Source organism: Ralstonia pickettii, assembly GCF_030582395.1.
In the GTDB taxonomy this organism is placed as follows: domain Bacteria; phylum Pseudomonadota; class Gammaproteobacteria; order Burkholderiales; family Burkholderiaceae; genus Ralstonia; species Ralstonia pickettii_D.
In genome coordinates this window covers 765,214-781,830 of sequence record NZ_CP104381.1, presented here as the reverse complement: position 1 = coordinate 781,830, position 16,617 = coordinate 765,214, and the positions used below count along the sequence as shown (strand labels likewise).

Here is a 16,617-nt window from a genome sequence, read left to right as displayed (position 1 = left end):
GTGTAGAGTGCACCCGTTCCAATCGTGTCGATTCGTCAATCCATGGGCGCTCTGAGCCATCTTCGTGTTCTCGACCTGACCCGCGTGCTTGCCGGCCCCTGGTGCGCGCAGAACCTTGCCGATTTTGGCGCCGACGTCATCAAAGTGGAGCGTCCCGGCGCCGGCGACGACACGCGCACATGGGGCCCGCCGTGGCTCAAGGACGAAGCGGGCAACAACACCGCCGAAGCCGCCTATTACCTTGCGGCCAATCGAAACAAGCGGTCGATCACCGTCGACATCAGCATGCCGGAGGGCCAGGACATCGTCCGCAAGCTTGCCGCGCACGCCGATGTGGTGCTCGAGAACTACAAGGTCGGCCAGCTCAAGAAGTACGGACTCGACTATGCATCGCTCAAGGCGGTGAAGCCGGACCTCGTTTACTGCTCCATCACGGGCTTCGGCCAGACCGGCCCTTACGCCGCACGCGCCGGCTACGACTTCATCGTGCAGGGCATGGGCGGCTTCATGAGCCTGACCGGCGAGCGCGACGACCTGCCCGGCGGCGGCCCGCAAAAGGCCGGCGTGGCCATCTCCGATTTGATGACCGGCATGTACGCCACCGTCGCCGTGCTGGCCGCGCTTGCGCACCGCGACCGCACCGGCGAGGGCCAGTACATCGACATGGCGCTGCTCGACGTGCAGGTCGCCATGCTGGCCAACATGAATACCAACTACCTCGCCAGCGGCCAGGCGCCCAAGCGCTGGGGCAATGCGCATCCGAATATCGTGCCGTACCAGACGTTCCAGGCCGCCAATGGCTGGATCATCGTGGCGGTCGGCAACGACGGCCAGTTCCGGCGCTTTGTCGAGGCCGGCGGCATTCCCGAGCTGGCCGACGATCCGCGCTTTGCCACCAACCCGCAGCGCGTGGCCAACCGGGACGTGCTGGTGCCGATCCTGGCAGAGATGGTCAAGCGCTTCGGCAAAGGCGAATGGATCGACAAGCTCGAAGCCGCCGGGGTGCCGTGCGGCCCGATCAACTCGCTTGACGAGGTGTTCGACAACGAGCAGGTACAGGCGCGTGGCCTGCGTGTCGACCTTCCGCATCCGAGCGCGGGCACCGTCAAGCTGGTCGGCAGCCCGGTCAAGATGAGCGCCACTCCGCCCAAGGCCGCGAGCCATCCGCCGTTGCTGGGCGAGCACACCGAGGCCGTGCTGCGCGACGTGTTGAACCTGAGCGCGGACCAGGTCGACTCGCTGCGCAGGCGCGGCGTGATCTGAACCGGAGCATTTGGCGCAAACCATTTCCCCACCCCTGACGAGGTCAACATGTGGCTTGATGCGTTGCTGGCTTACCTGCATTACATCTCGATCTTCACGCTAATCGTCTTTCTCACCGCCGAGGCCGTGGTGCTGCGCCCCGACATGACGCCGGAGATCCGCAAACGCCTGGGACGTTATGACGCTGTGTATGGCGTGGCGGCCGTCGCGGTGGTTGTCACCGGCGTGCTGCGTGTGATTTACGGTGCCAAGGGCTACGCCTTTTATGTCCACAACCCGGTCTTCCACATCAAGATCGGGCTGTTCATCCTCGTCGGACTGCTGTCGATTGTTCCGACCATCAACATCCTGCGCTGGAACAAGCAAGGCAAGACGCTGCCCGACTTCGTGCCCACCCCGTCGGAGATCGCCAAAACGCGCCGCTGGGTCATGATCGAGTCGCACCTGATCATCTTCATTCCGCTGGCGGCCGTGCTGATGGCGCGCGGTATTGGCATGTAATTGCACCGGGGGCCGCGCAACCGCGTTGTGCGGCCCCAATGTTGCTCAGGGCAACGCTAGGGACAAACCCTGAACCGTTTGCCCGGGGCGCCGCGCCGGCTCATGAAGCGGCATGCCCCCCTTCGCAAGCTGCTTGAAAGCCGGTCTGCTTAGCGTGCAAACTTGGTCGCCTTATCACGCACAAGGCGGCCCGCCGAACCCGCGCGGCACGCCATCCGAGGAGACCAGACTTGCAGAACGATCCACAAGGTCGTCCGGTGATCCGCAGTCAGCAGGACTTTGCATCCGGCATCATGTTCATCGTCGCCGGTGCGGCGTTTGCCCTTCTGGCGCGCAGCTACCGCATGGGCACGGCCGGCAGCATGGGCCCGGGCTATTTCCCGTTCTGGCTGGGCATGGTGCTCGTGCTGCTGGGCGTGGTTGTCGTCGTGCAATCGCTGTCCCGCAAGGGCGTGGTCGATCGCATTCCGCGTTGGGACGTCAAGACGCTGCTGTGGATTCTCGGCTCGGTTGTTCTGTTCGGACTGCTGCTGCAACCGCTTGGCCTGGTGCTGTCGCTTGTAGTACTCGTTTTCGTTTCCAGCATGGCCAGCCACGAGTTCACGCTGAAGGGCGCGGCCGGCACCGCCATCGTCATGGTGGTGATGAGCCTAGCGGCCTTCGTGTACGGGCTCAAGCTGCAGTTCCCGGTGTGGCCCGCCTTCATCGGCAATTGAGCGAGACGCGGACGACACCATGGACCTCTTTGCCAATCTCGCGCTCGGCTTCTCCACCGCGCTCTCCATCCAGAACCTGATCTACGCGTTCATCGGCTGCGTGCTCGGTACGTTGATCGGCGTGCTGCCAGGCCTTGGCCCCATCGCCACGATTGCGATGCTGCTGCCGGCCACGTACGCGCTGCCGCCGGTGGCTGCGCTCATCATGCTGGCCGGCATTTACTACGGCGCGCAGTACGGCGGCTCCACCACAGCCATCCTCGTTAACCTGCCGGGCGAATCGTCATCGGTGGTGACGACCATCGACGGCTACCAGATGGCGCGGCGCGGGCGCGCGGGCGTGGCGCTGGCCACCGCGGGCCTCGGCTCGTTCTTCGCGGGCTGCGTGGCCACGCTGGTGCTGGCGGCGTTTGCCACGCCGCTGTCGGAATTCGCGTTCAACTTCGGGCCGGCAGAATATTTCTCTTTGATGGTGCTGGGCCTGATCGGCGCGGTCGTGCTGGCATCGGGCTCACTGATCAAGGCGATTGCGATGATCGTCCTGGGCCTGTTGCTTGGCCTGGTCGGCACCGATGTGAATTCGGGCACCGCGCGTTATTCGTTTGACGTGCCGGAACTGGCCGACGGGTTGAACTTCGTGTCGGTGGCGATGGGCGTGTTCGGCTTTGCCGAGATCATCGCCAACCTCGAACAGAAGGAGCATCGTGAAACCTTTGTCGAGCACGTGCGTAACCTCTGGCCCAGCCGCGAAGATTTCAAGCGCATGATCCCGGCCGTACTGCGCGGCACGGCGCTGGGCTCGCTCCTGGGCATCCTGCCGGGCGGCGGCGCGACGCTGGCATCGTTCGCGTCGTACTCGCTGGAGAAGAAAACCTCGAAGTATTCGAGTGAATTCGGCAAGGGCGCCATCGAAGGCGTGGCGGGCCCGGAATCGGCCAACAATGCTGCGGCGCAGACGTCTTTCATCCCGCTGCTCACGCTGGGCATTCCGCCCAACGCAGTGATGGCGCTGATGGTGGGCGCGATGACGATCCACAACATCCAGCCCGGCCCGCAGGTGATGACCAGCAACCCGGCGCTGTTCTGGGGCCTCATCGCCTCGATGTGGATCGGCAACCTGATGCTGATCGTGCTGAACCTGCCGATGATCGGCGTGTGGGTACGCCTGTTGAAGGTGCCGTATCGCTTCCTATATCCGGCCATCCTGGTGTTCTGCTGCATCGGCGTGTATTCAGTGTCGAATACGACGTTCGATATCTTCCAGACAGCGCTGTTCGGATTGATCGGCTACATGTTCGTCAAGCTGCGCTGCGAGCCAGCGCCCATGCTGCTCGGCTTCGTGCTGGGGCCGATGATGGAAGAAAACTTCCGCCGCGCGCTGTTGCTGTCACGCGGGGATTTCTCCACGTTCGTCTCGCGGCCGCTGTCGCTGGGGCTGCTGATTGCGGCGGGCATCCTCGTCTTGCTGGTGGCGCTGCCCGCCATCAACAGAAAACGCGTGGAAGCGTTCCAAGAAGAATAAGCGTGGCGACGTTGCTGCATCGCACCCTACGAAACCGGAGGCCTGCCCTCCGGTTTTTGTTTGCGCACGCGGCGGCGCAGCATTAGAGCCAAACCTCCACTCCAGTTGACGTTGGGCACGGCGCTTCGGATAACGGAGGGCGATCGACCCAAAGAGGTCGACCACCTATCCAATGTCCAGGAGACAACCGAATGTCACAGACTTCCCTGTTCCATGTTGTGTATGGATCAGTGCGCGGCTTCCTGCGCACGCACGCTGCAGCCGCCGTCTTGGCCACCTCCGCCCTCACCCTGGGTACCGTCGCACCGGCGCAGGCCGCCGGCACCTATGCCGCAACCAAGTACCCGATCGTGCTGGTGCATGGCCTGTCGGGCACCAGCAAGTTTCTCGGCGTGGTCGATTACTGGTATCAGATCCCCGAAGACCTGCGTGCCAACGGCGCCAATGTCTACGTGGCCGATGTCTCCGCCTTCAACGATGAAACCGTGCGCGGCGAACAGCTCGTCAGCCAGATCCGCAGCGTGCTGGCTACGACGGGCGCCGCCAAGGTCAACCTCATCGGACACAGCCAGGGCGGACTGACATCGCGCTATGCAGCCGCCGTGGTGCCGAACCTCGTAGCCTCCGTCACCACCATCGGCACGCCGCACAAGGGGTCCGAGTTTGCAGACTTTGTGGAGTCGACACCGGCCCCGTTCAAGGCGCTCGTGAACCTCGGTGCCGATGTATTCGGCTCGGTGCTCGGCTGGTTCAACGGCAACAGCAATCCGCAGAACGGTTTTGCGGCGCTGCATATCCTGTCGACGTCGGGCGCGGCTGATTTCAATAAGGCGTTCCCCAGCGCGGGCCTCGCCAGCGGATGCAACACCGGCAGCGCCACCGACGTGCGCAATGGCAACGTGCAGAAGCTGTATTCGTGGACGGGCCGCTCCACTGCCACCAACGTGCTCGACGTGTTTGATCCGGTGCTGGTTTTCAGCGGAAGCGTCATGCAGGCGCGCGGTTCGGGGACGAACGACGGGCTTGTCTCAGTTTGCAGCGCGAAGTTCGGGCAGGTCTTGTCGACGGATTACGCGTGGAATCACCTGGATGAGGTCAACCAGCTGCTCGGCCTGATCGGTTGGGGCGCGGCCGACCCGGTTGCGGTGATCCGCACGCAGGCCAATCGGCTGAAGACTGCAGGCCTCTGACCCTCGAACTGCCTAACGCCGATTGCCACGATGAAGACCCTGTCGCCATCGATACAACCTATGACGTTTGTTGTTGCCGTACTGGTGGCGGTATCGGTCGCGGGCGGGGTCTACTGGTGGCACACGTCGGACGCACCTGACACGCCTGTGGCTGCACAGCCGCAGGCAGTCAAGGGGGCATTCATCGGCAGTGCGGGCGGTGATCCGTTGACGACGGGCACGCCGGCACCCGAGCTGGCCGACACACAGGCGCCCGACGGGCTCCACGCGGATGCGCGCGGCCACCTCATCGTCGAAGCCGCCAACCGCGCCGTGTTCGACTACTTCCTCGACGTGCCGGCGTCGCTGCCCGAAGCCCAGCGGGTGTCGATGGCCGAGGCGCATCTGCGCGCCAAGCTCATCACGCCGGCACTGGCGGAGGCGCAATCGTTGTTGCAGCATTACCTGGTCTATCGAAAGGCAGCCGCTGAAAAGGGCAGCACCGGCCACAACAAGCCGACTCTCGAACAAGTCCAGCAGCGCCCGGAGCTGATCGCCACGCTGCGCCAGCAGTTGAGCGAGCGCACCGCGCTGCGTCGACAATACCTGGGAGCGGACGTCGCCCAGGCCTGGTACGCCGATGACGACGCCATGGACGCCGCCGCACTCGAGCGCCTGGCCGTGATGGCAGACCCGTCGCTCACGCCGGAACAACGCACGGTGCGAATCGCTGCCATCGATGCCAACCTGCCGCCCTCGGTGCAACAGGCGCGCCGCGACGCCTCCGCCCCGCTCAAGCTCGCCGCCGACATGGAAACGTGGACAAAGCAGGGCATGAGCGAAGCCGAGATGCGCCAGCGCCTGTCGGCCCGGGGGGTGGACAACCTGGTAGCCGACCGCCTCATCCAGGGCAATCGCGAGGAAGCCGACTGGCGCAACCGCTACGACGCGTACGCCCTTGAACGCGATCGCATCAACGCCTTTGCCGGCCTGTCGGATGCCGATCGGGCCGCGCAAATCGCACAACTGCGGCAACAGACCTTCACCGCCTCGCATGAGCTGTTGCGCGCACAGGCGCTCGATGGCCTTGCCCAGCGTAAATAGCGTCCCGGGGCGCGGAGCGCCGGGCACGGTAAAATCCCGGGATTGCCGAATCACGCACTCCCATGAGCCAAGACAACGCCACCGCCCCGACGTCCAACTTCCTGCGCCAGATCATTGACGCCGACCTCGCGCAAGGCACCTACGCCGATCGCAAGGACGCCACTGGCCAGCCGATTCCGCCGGTGGTCACGCGCTTTCCGCCGGAGCCCAACGGTTACCTGCACATCGGTCACGCCAAGAGCATCTGGGTGAACTTCGGCATGGCCCGCGATTACAACGGCCGCTGCCACCTGCGCTTCGACGACACGAACCCCGTCAAGGAAGACACCGAATACGTCGATTCCATCATCGACGCCGTGCACTGGCTCGGCTACTCGTGGAGCGACGCCGGCGGCGAACACCTGTACTACGCCAGCGACTACTTCGAGCAGCTCTACGGCTTTGCCGAGGTACTGATCCAGCGCGGCGTGGCCTACGTCGACAGCCAGAGCGCCGAACAGATCGCCGCCAACCGCGGCGATTTCACCCGCCCGGGCACACCGTCGCCGTTCCGTGACCGCTCGGTGGACGAAAACCTGGCGCTGTTCCGCGACATGCGCGCCGGCAAGTACAAGGACGGCGAGCACGTGCTGCGCGCCAAGATCGACATGGCCGCACCGAACATCGTGATGCGCGACCCGGTGCTGTACCGCATCCGCCATGCGCATCACCACCGCACCGGCGACGCGTGGTGCATCTACCCGATGTACGACTTCACGCATTGCATTTCCGATGCGCTGGAGAACATCACGCATTCGCTCTGCACGCTGGAGTTCGAGAACAACCGCCCGCTGTATGACTGGGTGCTCGACCACCTGCGTGATGCCGGCGTGCTGGCCGCCCCGCTGCCGCATCAATACGAATTCGCGCGCCTGCACCTCACCTACGCCATCACCAGCAAGCGCAAGCTGCTGCAACTGGTGACGGAAAAGCGCGTCGACGGCTGGGACGACCCGCGCATGCCGACGCTCGTTGGCATCCGCCGCCGTGGCTACACGCCCGAATCGATCCAGCTGTTCTGCGAACGCGTGGGTGTGTCGAAGGCCGACAGCTGGATCGACATGAGCATCCTGGAAGGCGCCGTGCGCGACGACCTCGACGCGCGTGCGCCGCGCTCGGTGGCCGTGCTGGACCCGGTCAAACTGGTGCTCGACAACGTGCCGGCCGATTTCAATGAGCCGTGCTCCGCACCCGTGCACCCGAAGCAACCCGAACTGGGCCGCCGCGAATTCCCGCTCACGCGTGAGCTGTGGATCGAGCGCGAGGACTTTACCGAGACGCCGCCCAAGGGCTACTTCCGCCTCTTCCCGGGCAACAAGGTGCGCCTGCGCTACGGCTATGTGATCGAATGCACCGGTTGCGACAAGGATGCCGACGGCAACATCACCGCCGTGCACGCCAACATCATTCCGGACACGAAGAGTGGCACGCCGGGTGCTGACAGCGTAAAGGTGAAAGGCAACATCCACTGGGTGAGCGCCGCACATGCGCTGGAAGCTGAAGTGCGCCTGTACGACCGCCTGTTCAGCGATCCGCAACCGGATTCGGGCGACAAGAACTTCCTGGATGCGCTCAACCCGGATTCCAAGAAGATCGTCACGGCCTACCTGGAGCCGACGCTGGCAACGGCCAAGGCGGAAGACCGCTTCCAGTTCGAGCGCCATGGCTACTTCGTGGCAGACCGCATCGACTCGCAGCCGGGCAAGCCCGTGTTCAACCGCGTGGTCGGCCTGAAGGACAGCTGGGGCAAGTAAGCACAGGCCCATGCGCGCCATGGGCCTCTGATAATCGGAGGCATCATGCGTGCATGGATTGTATTGCTGGCGGGGTTGTTCACCACTCCCGCCTTCGCCGCATCATTTGCGCCAGATCTGGCGCACACGTCGGTCTACTTCGGCGCATCGCATTTCGATCGCAGCACGATGCGCGGCCGCTTCGACAAGATCGACGGCGCCATCAACTTCGATGAAGCCACCCACCAGGGCGGCTTCGATTTCACCGTCGACGCCGACTCCATCAACACGCGGCTGCGCGTGCTGGATGGCGTGCTGAAATCGGAGCAGTTTCTCGACGCTGCGAAGTTTCCGGTCATCCGCCTGCGCAGCGACCGCTTTGTCGTCGAGGGCGGCAAGCTCATCGCCATTGAGGCCAACCTGACGCTGCACGGTGTGACGCAGCCTGTGCGCCTAGAGGTGCGCCGCTTCAGTTGCGGCGACGAAAAGATGCCCGGCAGCACGCGCCACGTTTGCGGGGGTGACTTCCACCTCGCCATTGCCCGCAGCGCCTTCGGCATGACGCGTTTCCTGCCCGACGTGGGCGACGGCGTCGACCTCGACATCAGCGTGGAAGCCACGCCTCAATAAATCTCGCAATCCATCCATGCCCAATATCGATTTCGCCTTGACCACCGAATACATCGAGCTGCACAAGCTGCTCAAGCTCACCGGCGTGGTGGACAGCGGCGGCGCCGGCAAGGCGGTGGTCGCCGATGGTGCGGTCACGGTCGACGGCCAGCCGGAACTGCGCAAGACGGCCAAGATTCGAGCGGGCCAGGTTGTCATGCTCGGGGATGTGCGCATTGCCGTGCAAGGTTTCGACTAACGTCTCAGGTGTTTGAAAACGCGCCTTGTGCTACGGTGCGGCACCTTCACACCCATCCACATCCAGGAGACTGACCATGCCGATCGCCCTCTGGTGCGTTCTGGTGGCAGCGGTGTTGCCGATCGTGTGCGTCGGCATCGCCAAGGCCAAAGGCCCGCGGTACGACAATCGCAACCCGCGCGCGTGGCTCGCACAGCAAACCGGCGTCGCGGGCCGTGCCGCCGCCGCACAGCAGAACCACTTCGAAGCGTTTCCGTTCTTTGCAGTGGCAGTGCTGGTGGCCATCCTGGGCGGCGGCATCATTGACCGCATCAACCTGCTGGCCATCGCATTTATCGTGGTGCGCGTGCTGTACACGGTGTGCTATCTCGCCAACTGGGCTCCGCTGCGTTCGCTGATGTGGTTTGCGGGCTTTGCCTTGTGCGTTGCGCTGTTCGTGCAACCGGCCTTTGCGCACTGAACATCCGCTCCGCCAGGAAGAAACGGCGCCCAGGTGGCGCCGTTTTCTTTGGGCAATGCAGATTACGTCGAAGCATCCGGTGGCACCGACGGCGCGCGGAACAACCGCCAAGCCATCCCGCCAAGCACCGCTACCGCGGCCAACAACGCGCCCCACAGCACCCACTGGCGCCGGCGCCCCCCGGGTGGCTCGGCTGTCAGCGCGTCGGCAGGCGAATCGCTCATCGCGCCAAGCTGTGCCTGCGCAATGGCGGGCGACGCACCCGCCAGCAGATCCGCGCGTGCGACCGGATTGCCGCGCGCCACTTCCGCCACCGCCAGCGTGAAGGGCACATTGCCGCGCGCCGCATACGTAACCGTGGCCGGACGCCAGCCGATCGCCAATTCCGGCGCGCCGGCACCCAGGCCGCCGCTGCGCGTGTCGACCTGCAGACGCCAGTAGCGCTCCCCGGTGGCGGGCACCGTGATGGCCGCGCTCTCCTGCTCGCCTTTCCCGTCGGCCCCAGCCAGCCGGAACAGGCGGGCAGATGTGACCGGCCGCCAGGGCGCCTGGGCATCGGCCCGCGCATAGAGCGTTGCCTGTGCGACAGTGTTGGCTTGCGGCAGACGGATCTTCACACGCTCGACCGGGAACACGCCGCCGGTATCGAACTGGTAGTCGCCCGCCGCGGGCGTCTGCACCGGCGCCAGCCCCGAGCGCCACTGAATGGCGTTATCCGCAAGCGCCACCGGCGCACCGGCAGCCAATTCTGCGCGCACGGCGTCCGGCGCAGGCGGTTTGCCTTGCCACGTCAGACGCAAGTATTTCGCCCGCAGCCCCGTGAACTCGATGCGATCCTGCACCAGCGTGCTGCCCTGATTGGACAGCCGGAACAGCGTGGCCTGAGCGACCGGGCTCCAGTGTTGCAAGTCATCGCTGGCCTGCACGCTCACACCGCTCTGGAATTCCGCAGCGGGCAGCGCAACGACCAGCGCTGTCACCGTGTCACGAAGCTGGCTGAGGTCGACCAACCACGCGCGCACAGACGCCTGCGACAGCTGAGCGCCGCTCGCACGCAGCACGCCATCGGTACCGAGCACGACACCTGCGGCGCTGGGCCTCTGTGCGTCGTCGATGGGCGTGGCGAACCAGTGCACGTCCCGCAGCGTGCGTGCCTGGGGCGGCGGATCGCGCGGGATATCGATGGTAAAAGGCACGGGCTCGCCGTCGCCATTGAGGATGCGCAGGTCGGCCAGATTGGCCTCGCGGGCATGGGCATAGACGTCTTCGCTCAGCGTGACGGCGTAGTACGGGGCGCCGGGCGTGCCGGTCAACGCAAAGCGTTCGGCCCAGGCCGGCGCAGACAACAGCGACGCCACGGCCATCGCAAGAGCAACCTTCTTCACAGAACCTCCCCGGTTTCAGCTCCGGCGCTGGTTTTGGGCTTCGGCGGCAACGGCGACAGATAGCCGATCAACAACAGCAGCACGCCAATCCCGATAAACGACACGATGCGCTCCACACCCGTGACGCGTGACAGGTCGAACAGGAACAGCTTGACCACCGTCACGCCCAGCAGCGCTCCGCCGGTGAACCACAGCGCCCGGCTGGCGCGCCGCGTGGCAAACACCATCACCGCCAACGCCAGCACCGTCCAGAACATCGACAGCGACGCCTGCACCAGCATCGAGGCACCCAGATCGTCCAGCGTGTATGGAACATGCGCCCAATGGTGCAGCGTGCGCAGCAGCACTGCGTTGGCCCAGATGAACAGCGTCGCGCCGATGGCGTAGCCGATCACCATCGGCTCGGGCACCAGCTTCTGCAGCGCCACGCGGCGCATCCACAGCGCGATGGCAAGAAACACCAGCAGTTGCGCCACGTCCAGCGGGTTGAGAATCGGCAGGTAGAACAGCGGCGCCGCATTGCCGTCACTGGCGGCGCTCGCCAGGCTCCACAGCCACAGCAGGGCAGTCAGCGGCGCGGCGCCCCACAGCAGGTAGGCGCGCTCGAATCGGGCGATCGGCCAGCGGATACGCCAGCCCGCGCCCGCCAGCAGGGCGAGCAGCGCGCCGTAGGCATAGGCCCAGGCGGCGAAGCTCCACGTGCCCTCGGGCACGTAGGCATCAAGGCGCCAGTAGCCTTCCGTGGCCAGTACGCCGCAGATCAGCCAGAACAGCACGGTATGCAGCGGCGCGAGGATGGCGCCCTTCACGTCGCGCTCCTGCCGGCGCAGCAGCACGAAGGCCAGCACCACGGCCGCAATCCACACCAGCCCGCCCCACCCGGCCAGCGGAGAGGGCACCCAGTGTTCGATCGCAGCCAGCGAAATCAGCGCCAGCACCGGCGACAACGCCAGCGCAGGCCACTCGGCCAGCGCCCAATCGAGCTTCCGGCGCAGGCCGTGCGCAGCCCACGCCGTCAGCACGGCGAAGACGGCCCACAGTGGAATGTCCGGCCGGTCGACGGTCTTGCTGGCGATGCGCCAGGCCCAGCGATCAATCTCGTTGCTGCCGCTGCCGAGCCACCACAGCAAGCCCCACCCCGACGCCACAACCCCAAGCACCGGCGCGGCCTTCAGCCATGCACGCGCCTCCGCCTTGCCATGCAGGCGCCAGCCGCTGAAGACGCCCGCCAGCGCAATCAATACCCCGCCGATATAGCGGCTGTTGAGCACGGCCCAGCCGCTCTGCGGCGCCCAATCGAATGCGGCATCCAAGGCGAAGGCGGCGCCTGCCGCGAGTTGCAAAAGGAGGCCTGCCGCCAGCGCCAGACGCCGCTGCTGGCGCACGCCCAGCCAAACCACGGCAGCACCTTCCAGCGCCCACACCGCACTGGTCGTGCGCCCATCGAAGGCCAGCGGAATCGCCAGCGTGATGAAGATCACGCCGAGCGCGAACATCGCCTCGTACAGCAGGCCAAGGCTGGCACGCCTCGGCGCCAGCCAGCCCGCAATCCCCAGATAGAACGCGGCCAGCGCGGTGGCGCTCCACGCCATCGCAAACGGAATGTGGTGCACCAGCCCAGTCTGCAAACCCATTGCCACCAGCGGCGTGCCGAACACCAGCGTGCCGTCAACGTAGTTGGTGAGGCTGATATGGCGGCGCAAGGCAGTCAGCAGCGCAATGCCCACATACATCAGGAAGAAGAGGATCAGGAACGGCTCGGTGCTCGCCAGCAACGACGGCTGATAGCGCAGCACGCCCCACGCCGTGGCAATGCCGAACGTAAAGACGAAGCCCAGCAGATTCAGCGCCCGCCACGCGCGGAACCACGCAATGGCGAAGATGCCTGCGTTGAGCAGTGCGTAGTAGCTGAACAGCGCCACGTGGCTGCCCTGTCCAGTCGAGATCAGAATCGGCGCCAGGAACCCGCCCGCGCTGCCGGTAAAGGCGAGCGCCGGCGCGTTCTGCTTGACCGCCAGCCCGGCGGCCAGCGCGCAGATCAGCACCAGCAGCGGAAACGCCATCCCCGGGCTGAGCAGCGGCACCACGCGCGTGGCTGCAAACACGGTCAGATACAACACGCCGACCCCGCCACCCTGCAGCACCAGCGCATAGCCCGGGCGCTTTTCGCGCAGGCGCCAGCCGATGCCGAGCAGCACGATCGCCCCGACCGCCACACCCGCCAGCCGGAACTCGACCGGCAGCAGGCTATTGTCCGCCGCGTACTTGAGCAGGAACGCCACGCCGAAAAACAGGACCAGAATGCCGACCCGCACCACGCTGTTGCCGCCCAGCAGCCAGTCGCGGGCAGCGCCCACGGCGCGCTCGACCCAATCCGGCTCGTGCGGTGCCAAGACGGGCACGGGCTGCGCAGCAGATTGAGGCATTGGCTGCGGAACCGCAACCTGCGGCGCAGGCACGGACACGGGCACAGGCACCGCAGGCGTGTCCACGGGCGGCAATGCCTCGGCCACGACCGGTGGCACCTCTGCGGCTGCCTGTTCCACATCGGCAGGCGCGACGAACGTTCCGCCTTTCATTTCAGCCAGTTGCCGGCGCAGGAGCGAAACCTCGTGCTCCAGCCGCGCCACCCGCTCCTGCAGCGTCGCGGGCGGCGGCGACACGGCTGCCTGCGTGGCCGCATGGCCTGGCGCCGCGCTCGTTGCGCCCGGAACGTCGGGTGGATTGGCCCACTGCGCACTGGCCCGCTTGTCCATGTACAAGATCAGCGAGGCCAGTCCCAGACCGATCAACGCCCCAAAGAACGCCCCGATGACGCCCCCCGACAGGCCTCCGAGCAGCAGCCCCACGATTCCGAATATCCAACGCATCGTTCTGATTGTCCTGGTTTGGATAGGAAAACCATGCGCCGACTGGCGCACGCACCGCTCATATACCGCAAACAGCCGCCGTTGGGAATGCGGCCCGCCAATACCGTCAGCTTCATCGGCCCGTGCGACAATGCGCGCTTTGCCAAAAACGGCCCATTTGCCGACCACCCGCATGGCCCTGAAATCCACGATCTACAAGGTCGATCTGCAGATCGCCGACATGGATCGCCACTACTACGCCAACCACGCGCTGACGGTCGCCCGCCACCCGAGCGAGAACGACGAACGCATGATGGTGCGTGTGCTCGCCTTCGCCCGCCACGCCAGCGAAACTCTCGCCTTCACACGCGGTCTGTCGGAGCCCGACGAGCCCGAACTCTGGCAGCGCGACCTGACCGACGCCATCGAGTTGTGGATCGACCTGGGCAACCCCGACGACACCCGCATCCGCAAGGCCAGCAACCGCGCGGAGCAGGTCGCCGTCTATACCTATAGTGGCAACGCGAGCCGCGTGTGGTGGCAACAAACCGAGACCAAGATCACGCGCTTTGCCAACGTGTCGGTGTACGAAGTCGCGGCGGACACGGTGGCCGCGCTGGCCGCCATGGTGGAACGCACCATGCGCCTGCAAGTCACCATCCAGGACGGCGACATCTGGATCGCCAACGACGCGGACAACGTTCACGTCCAGCTCGAAACGCTGAAGGCCGCAGACGCTGCCTGAGACCTTTCCCCTCATCACCCACGTCACTCCACGAGGCTCATCATGACCATCGAAACCACCGCAAGCGGTCTGCAATACGAAGATGTCGTCGTCGGCGACGGCGCTGAAGCCACGGCCGGCAAATACGTCACCGTGCACTACACCGGCTGGCTCTACGAAAACGGCCAGGCCGGCAAGAAGTTCGATTCCAGCAAAGACCGTAACGACCCCTTCGCCTTCCACCTGGGCGGCGGCATGGTCATCAAGGGCTGGGACGAAGGCGTGCAAGGCATGAAGGTCGGCGGCACGCGCAAGCTGATCATCCCGGCAGCCCTGGGCTACGGCGCACGCGGCGCCGGCGGCGTGATCCCCCCGAACGCAACGTTGATTTTTGAAGTCGACCTGCTGGAAGTCTGATCCTGCGCTAGAATCCGCCCCGGCTTGCGATGCATCACACGGTGCATCACGAGCCGCCTCCCCCGGCGGGGTGGCAGAGTGGTCAATGCTGCGGCTTGCAAAGCCGTATAAGACGGTTCAATTCCGATCCCCCGCCTCCAGTTTTCCGGCTGCCCACGCTTCACCGTTGCGGCCGCGCCATAGTCGAACCTCCGCCTACACTCGCAACGCCCTGTTTCCGGGCCATCGGGCGTCCGCCTGCGTGACCAGTCTTTACGATTGCTCTATGCTTGCGACATGGCCGTCACCCGAGAGGATCTCGAACAGAACCGGTTGCGCGCCGCCCTGGGTGATTCGCCCGTCGCGTCGTCGTTGCTGACCGAGGCTGCGCTGGAAGCGTCGCTTGCATCGACGCTCGCGCGGTTGTCGGCTGCGCCCGGTGATTGCCAAGACGCCTGGGTGTTCGGTTACGGCTCGCTGATCTGGAACCCGATGATCTTCCACACCGAGGCCGCCCGCGCCACGGTGCACGGCTATCACCGCGGCTTCTATCTATATTCCCGCATCAACCGCGGCACCTGGGACAATCCGGGGCTCGTACTCGGACTGGACCGTGGCGGCAGTTGCCGAGGCGTGGCCTTCCGCGTACCGCGCGACCATGTCGAGCATGAATTCCGCGTGCTGTGGCGCCGCGAAATGCTGACCGGCGCGTATCTCCCTCGCTGGCTGCCGACCGACATCAACGGCAAACGCGTCCTGGCGCTGGCCTTTGTCATGAACCGAGCGCACGAAGCGTACGCCGGCCGCCTGCCCGACGAGCGTGTGGTCGGCTGCCTGCGGAATGCCGTCGGGCTGTACGGCCCAGCGCGCGAATACCTGCAGCGCACGCTGATCGGCCTGGCCAGCAACGGGTTGCACGATCCGTATCTGGACCGCCTATGGTCGCGCCTGCAGGCGATCGACGCGGCAAACGGCCCCTCCGCCACCACGGAGGCAACCGACGCAACGGACACGGCACCGCTGCCCGATCCCTATCTCAGCGCCTGAACCCCCCCGCCATGCTCATCGCTCCGCACCCTGCGCTCAACCAGCTCATCGGCGTCATGCTGGGGATGGCGCTGGCGGTGGGCGACATGGCCAACGCGTGGCAGGAGCAGCATCTGCCGATTCTGCACGTCGCCGCCAGCGCCAGCGGGAAAGCGGCACCCGTTGCGACCCACGCCGCGGACACCCGCCCCGTGCGCCGCAGCGACCCGGCCACGCGTGACCGCGACCTGATCCTTGCCGCACAAGCCGGCAACACGATGGCCATCCAGTCGTTGCTGGCCGAAGGCGCCAGCCTCAAGGCGCGCGACGCCGATGGCCGCACCGCGCTCATCGCTGCCGTCATGGCGCACATGGGCGCAGCGGCACGCCTCCTCATCCAGGCCGGTGCCGACGTCAACATGCAGGACAACACGCAGAACAGCGCCTTCCTGCTCGCTGCCAGCCAGGGCGATGCGGAAACGGTGCGCCTGGCGCTTTCGCACGGCGCCAACCTGCGCGCCACCAACGCTGACGGCGACACCGCGCTCATCCCGGCCGCGCGTCGTGGCTATGTCGAAGTCGTCAATGAACTCGTGAAGGCCGGCGTTCCACCCGATGCCACCAACAACCTGGGCCTGACCGCGCTGATCGAAGCCGTGGCGCTGGGCGATGGCAGCGACAAATACGAGAAGACCGTGCAAGTTCTGCTCGACGGCGGAGCGGACCCGAACCTGGCCGACCGCGGTGGCGTCACGCCAATGCGGCATGCGCGCCAGCGTGGTTTCCACGGCATCGGCGCACTGCTCTTCAAAGCGCGCGGACATTGAAAAAGGGGCCACTGGGGCCCCTTTCTCTTGCTGCG

At 65.6% G+C, this 16,617-nt stretch carries 16 protein-coding genes and 1 tRNA gene; 15 read left to right on the top strand and 2 right to left on the bottom strand.

Annotated elements, in window-relative coordinates; genetic code table 11:
* Nucleotides 1-42 precede the first annotated feature (42 nt).
* The 10 genes from N5B55_RS03670 to N5B55_RS03625 all read left to right on the top strand — a co-directional run bounded on the left by N5B55_RS03670 (nt 43) and on the right by N5B55_RS03625 (nt 9,375).
* Nucleotides 43-1,263 carry a CaiB/BaiF CoA transferase family protein gene (locus N5B55_RS03670; protein WP_304539754.1) on the top strand — a complete coding sequence of 407 codons (1,221 nt, stop codon included), beginning with the start codon at nt 43-45 and terminating at the stop codon, nt 1,261-1,263.
* 48 nt (nt 1,264-1,311) lie between these two features.
* Complete coding sequence (locus N5B55_RS03665) at nt 1,312-1,764, top strand: DUF2214 family protein (RefSeq protein ID WP_304539178.1); 453 nt, start codon at nt 1,312-1,314, stop codon at nt 1,762-1,764.
* 293 nt (nt 1,765-2,057) lie between these two features.
* Nucleotides 2,058-2,480: a tripartite tricarboxylate transporter TctB family protein gene (locus N5B55_RS03660; RefSeq protein ID WP_304539753.1), complete on the top strand. Its 423-nt coding sequence runs from the start codon at nt 2,058-2,060 to the stop codon at nt 2,478-2,480.
* Between the two features lie 19 nt (nt 2,481-2,499).
* The gene (locus tag N5B55_RS03655) at nt 2,500-4,002 is read left to right on the top strand and encodes a tripartite tricarboxylate transporter permease (protein ID WP_065857188.1); all 1,503 of its coding nucleotides are present in this window, start codon (nt 2,500-2,502) and stop codon (nt 4,000-4,002) included.
* A gap of 191 nt (nt 4,003-4,193) precedes the next feature.
* On the top strand, nt 4,194-5,192 hold the full coding sequence (locus tag N5B55_RS03650; protein WP_012761525.1) for a lipase family alpha/beta hydrolase: 999 nt from the start codon (nt 4,194-4,196) through the stop codon (nt 5,190-5,192).
* A gap of 60 nt (nt 5,193-5,252) precedes the next feature.
* Nucleotides 5,253-6,275, top strand: a complete 1,023-nt coding sequence (locus N5B55_RS03645; protein WP_304539177.1) for a lipase secretion chaperone — start codon at nt 5,253-5,255, stop codon at nt 6,273-6,275.
* 62 nt (nt 6,276-6,337) lie between these two features.
* Entirely contained in the window at nt 6,338-8,068 is a 1,731-nt protein-coding gene (locus N5B55_RS03640; RefSeq protein WP_065857182.1) for a glutamine--tRNA ligase/YqeY domain fusion protein, read from the top strand.
* A 45-nt stretch (nt 8,069-8,113) separates the two neighbouring features.
* Nucleotides 8,114-8,677, top strand: coding sequence for a YceI family protein (locus N5B55_RS03635; RefSeq protein ID WP_304539176.1), 564 nt, complete (start codon nt 8,114-8,116; stop codon nt 8,675-8,677).
* A gap of 16 nt (nt 8,678-8,693) precedes the next feature.
* On the top strand, nt 8,694-8,915 hold the full coding sequence (locus N5B55_RS03630) for an RNA-binding S4 domain-containing protein (RefSeq protein WP_009238752.1): 222 nt from the start codon (nt 8,694-8,696) through the stop codon (nt 8,913-8,915).
* A gap of 76 nt (nt 8,916-8,991) precedes the next feature.
* On the top strand, nt 8,992-9,375 hold the full coding sequence (locus N5B55_RS03625) for an MAPEG family protein (protein ID WP_009238753.1): 384 nt from the start codon (nt 8,992-8,994) through the stop codon (nt 9,373-9,375).
* A gap of 62 nt (nt 9,376-9,437) precedes the next feature.
* On the opposite strand, the gene N5B55_RS03620 is transcribed toward N5B55_RS03625, so the two are convergent.
* Entirely contained in the window at nt 9,438-10,760 is a 1,323-nt protein-coding gene (locus N5B55_RS03620) for a DUF3999 domain-containing protein (RefSeq protein WP_304539175.1), read from the bottom strand.
* A complete protein-coding gene (locus N5B55_RS03615; RefSeq protein WP_304539174.1) occupies nt 10,757-13,630 on the bottom strand; it encodes a DUF2339 domain-containing protein in 2,874 nt (957 codons plus the stop codon). The genes N5B55_RS03620 and N5B55_RS03615 overlap by 4 nt, the downstream gene beginning before the upstream one ends.
* A 172-nt stretch (nt 13,631-13,802) precedes the next feature.
* On the opposite strand from N5B55_RS03615, the gene N5B55_RS03610 reads away from it, so the two are divergent.
* The 5 genes from N5B55_RS03610 (at nt 13,803) to N5B55_RS03590 (ending at nt 16,582) form a co-directional block, all read left to right on the top strand.
* The gene (locus N5B55_RS03610; RefSeq protein ID WP_065857175.1) at nt 13,803-14,354 is read left to right on the top strand and encodes a YaeQ family protein; all 552 of its coding nucleotides are present in this window, start codon (nt 13,803-13,805) and stop codon (nt 14,352-14,354) included.
* Nucleotides 14,355-14,396: 42 nt separating this feature from the next.
* Nucleotides 14,397-14,750: an FKBP-type peptidyl-prolyl cis-trans isomerase gene (locus tag N5B55_RS03605; RefSeq protein WP_304539173.1), complete on the top strand. Its 354-nt coding sequence runs from the start codon at nt 14,397-14,399 to the stop codon at nt 14,748-14,750.
* Nucleotides 14,751-14,814: 64 nt separating this feature from the next.
* Nucleotides 14,815-14,890, top strand: a tRNA-Cys gene (locus tag N5B55_RS03600).
* 136 nt (nt 14,891-15,026) lie between these two features.
* Nucleotides 15,027-15,776: a gamma-glutamylcyclotransferase gene (locus tag N5B55_RS03595; protein ID WP_065857172.1), complete on the top strand. Its 750-nt coding sequence runs from the start codon at nt 15,027-15,029 to the stop codon at nt 15,774-15,776.
* Nucleotides 15,777-15,787: 11 nt separating this feature from the next.
* A complete protein-coding gene (locus N5B55_RS03590; protein ID WP_154208263.1) occupies nt 15,788-16,582 on the top strand; it encodes an ankyrin repeat domain-containing protein in 795 nt (264 codons plus the stop codon).
* The last annotated feature ends 35 nt before the right edge of the window (nt 16,583-16,617 follow it).

Coding starts and splice junctions, on each gene's coding strand:
- N5B55_RS03670 (WP_304539754.1), top strand. CDS start 43: ATGGGCGCTCTGAGCCATCTTCGTGTTCTCGACCTGACCCGCGTGCTT.
- N5B55_RS03665 (WP_304539178.1), top strand. CDS start 1,312: ATGTGGCTTGATGCGTTGCTGGCTTACCTGCATTACATCTCGATCTTC.
- N5B55_RS03660 (WP_304539753.1), top strand. CDS start 2,058: ATGTTCATCGTCGCCGGTGCGGCGTTTGCCCTTCTGGCGCGCAGCTAC.
- N5B55_RS03655 (WP_065857188.1), top strand. CDS start 2,500: ATGGACCTCTTTGCCAATCTCGCGCTCGGCTTCTCCACCGCGCTCTCC.
- N5B55_RS03650 (WP_012761525.1), top strand. CDS start 4,194: ATGTCACAGACTTCCCTGTTCCATGTTGTGTATGGATCAGTGCGCGGC.
- N5B55_RS03645 (WP_304539177.1), top strand. CDS start 5,253: ATGACGTTTGTTGTTGCCGTACTGGTGGCGGTATCGGTCGCGGGCGGG.
- N5B55_RS03640 (WP_065857182.1), top strand. CDS start 6,338: ATGAGCCAAGACAACGCCACCGCCCCGACGTCCAACTTCCTGCGCCAG.
- N5B55_RS03635 (WP_304539176.1), top strand. CDS start 8,114: ATGCGTGCATGGATTGTATTGCTGGCGGGGTTGTTCACCACTCCCGCC.
- N5B55_RS03630 (WP_009238752.1), top strand. CDS start 8,694: ATGCCCAATATCGATTTCGCCTTGACCACCGAATACATCGAGCTGCAC.
- N5B55_RS03625 (WP_009238753.1), top strand. CDS start 8,992: ATGCCGATCGCCCTCTGGTGCGTTCTGGTGGCAGCGGTGTTGCCGATC.
- N5B55_RS03615 (WP_304539174.1), bottom strand. CDS start 13,630: ATGCGTTGGATATTCGGAATCGTGGGGCTGCTGCTCGGAGGCCTGTCG.
- N5B55_RS03610 (WP_065857175.1), top strand. CDS start 13,803: ATGGCCCTGAAATCCACGATCTACAAGGTCGATCTGCAGATCGCCGAC.
- N5B55_RS03605 (WP_304539173.1), top strand. CDS start 14,397: ATGACCATCGAAACCACCGCAAGCGGTCTGCAATACGAAGATGTCGTC.
- N5B55_RS03595 (WP_065857172.1), top strand. CDS start 15,027: ATGGCCGTCACCCGAGAGGATCTCGAACAGAACCGGTTGCGCGCCGCC.
- N5B55_RS03590 (WP_154208263.1), top strand. CDS start 15,788: ATGCTCATCGCTCCGCACCCTGCGCTCAACCAGCTCATCGGCGTCATG.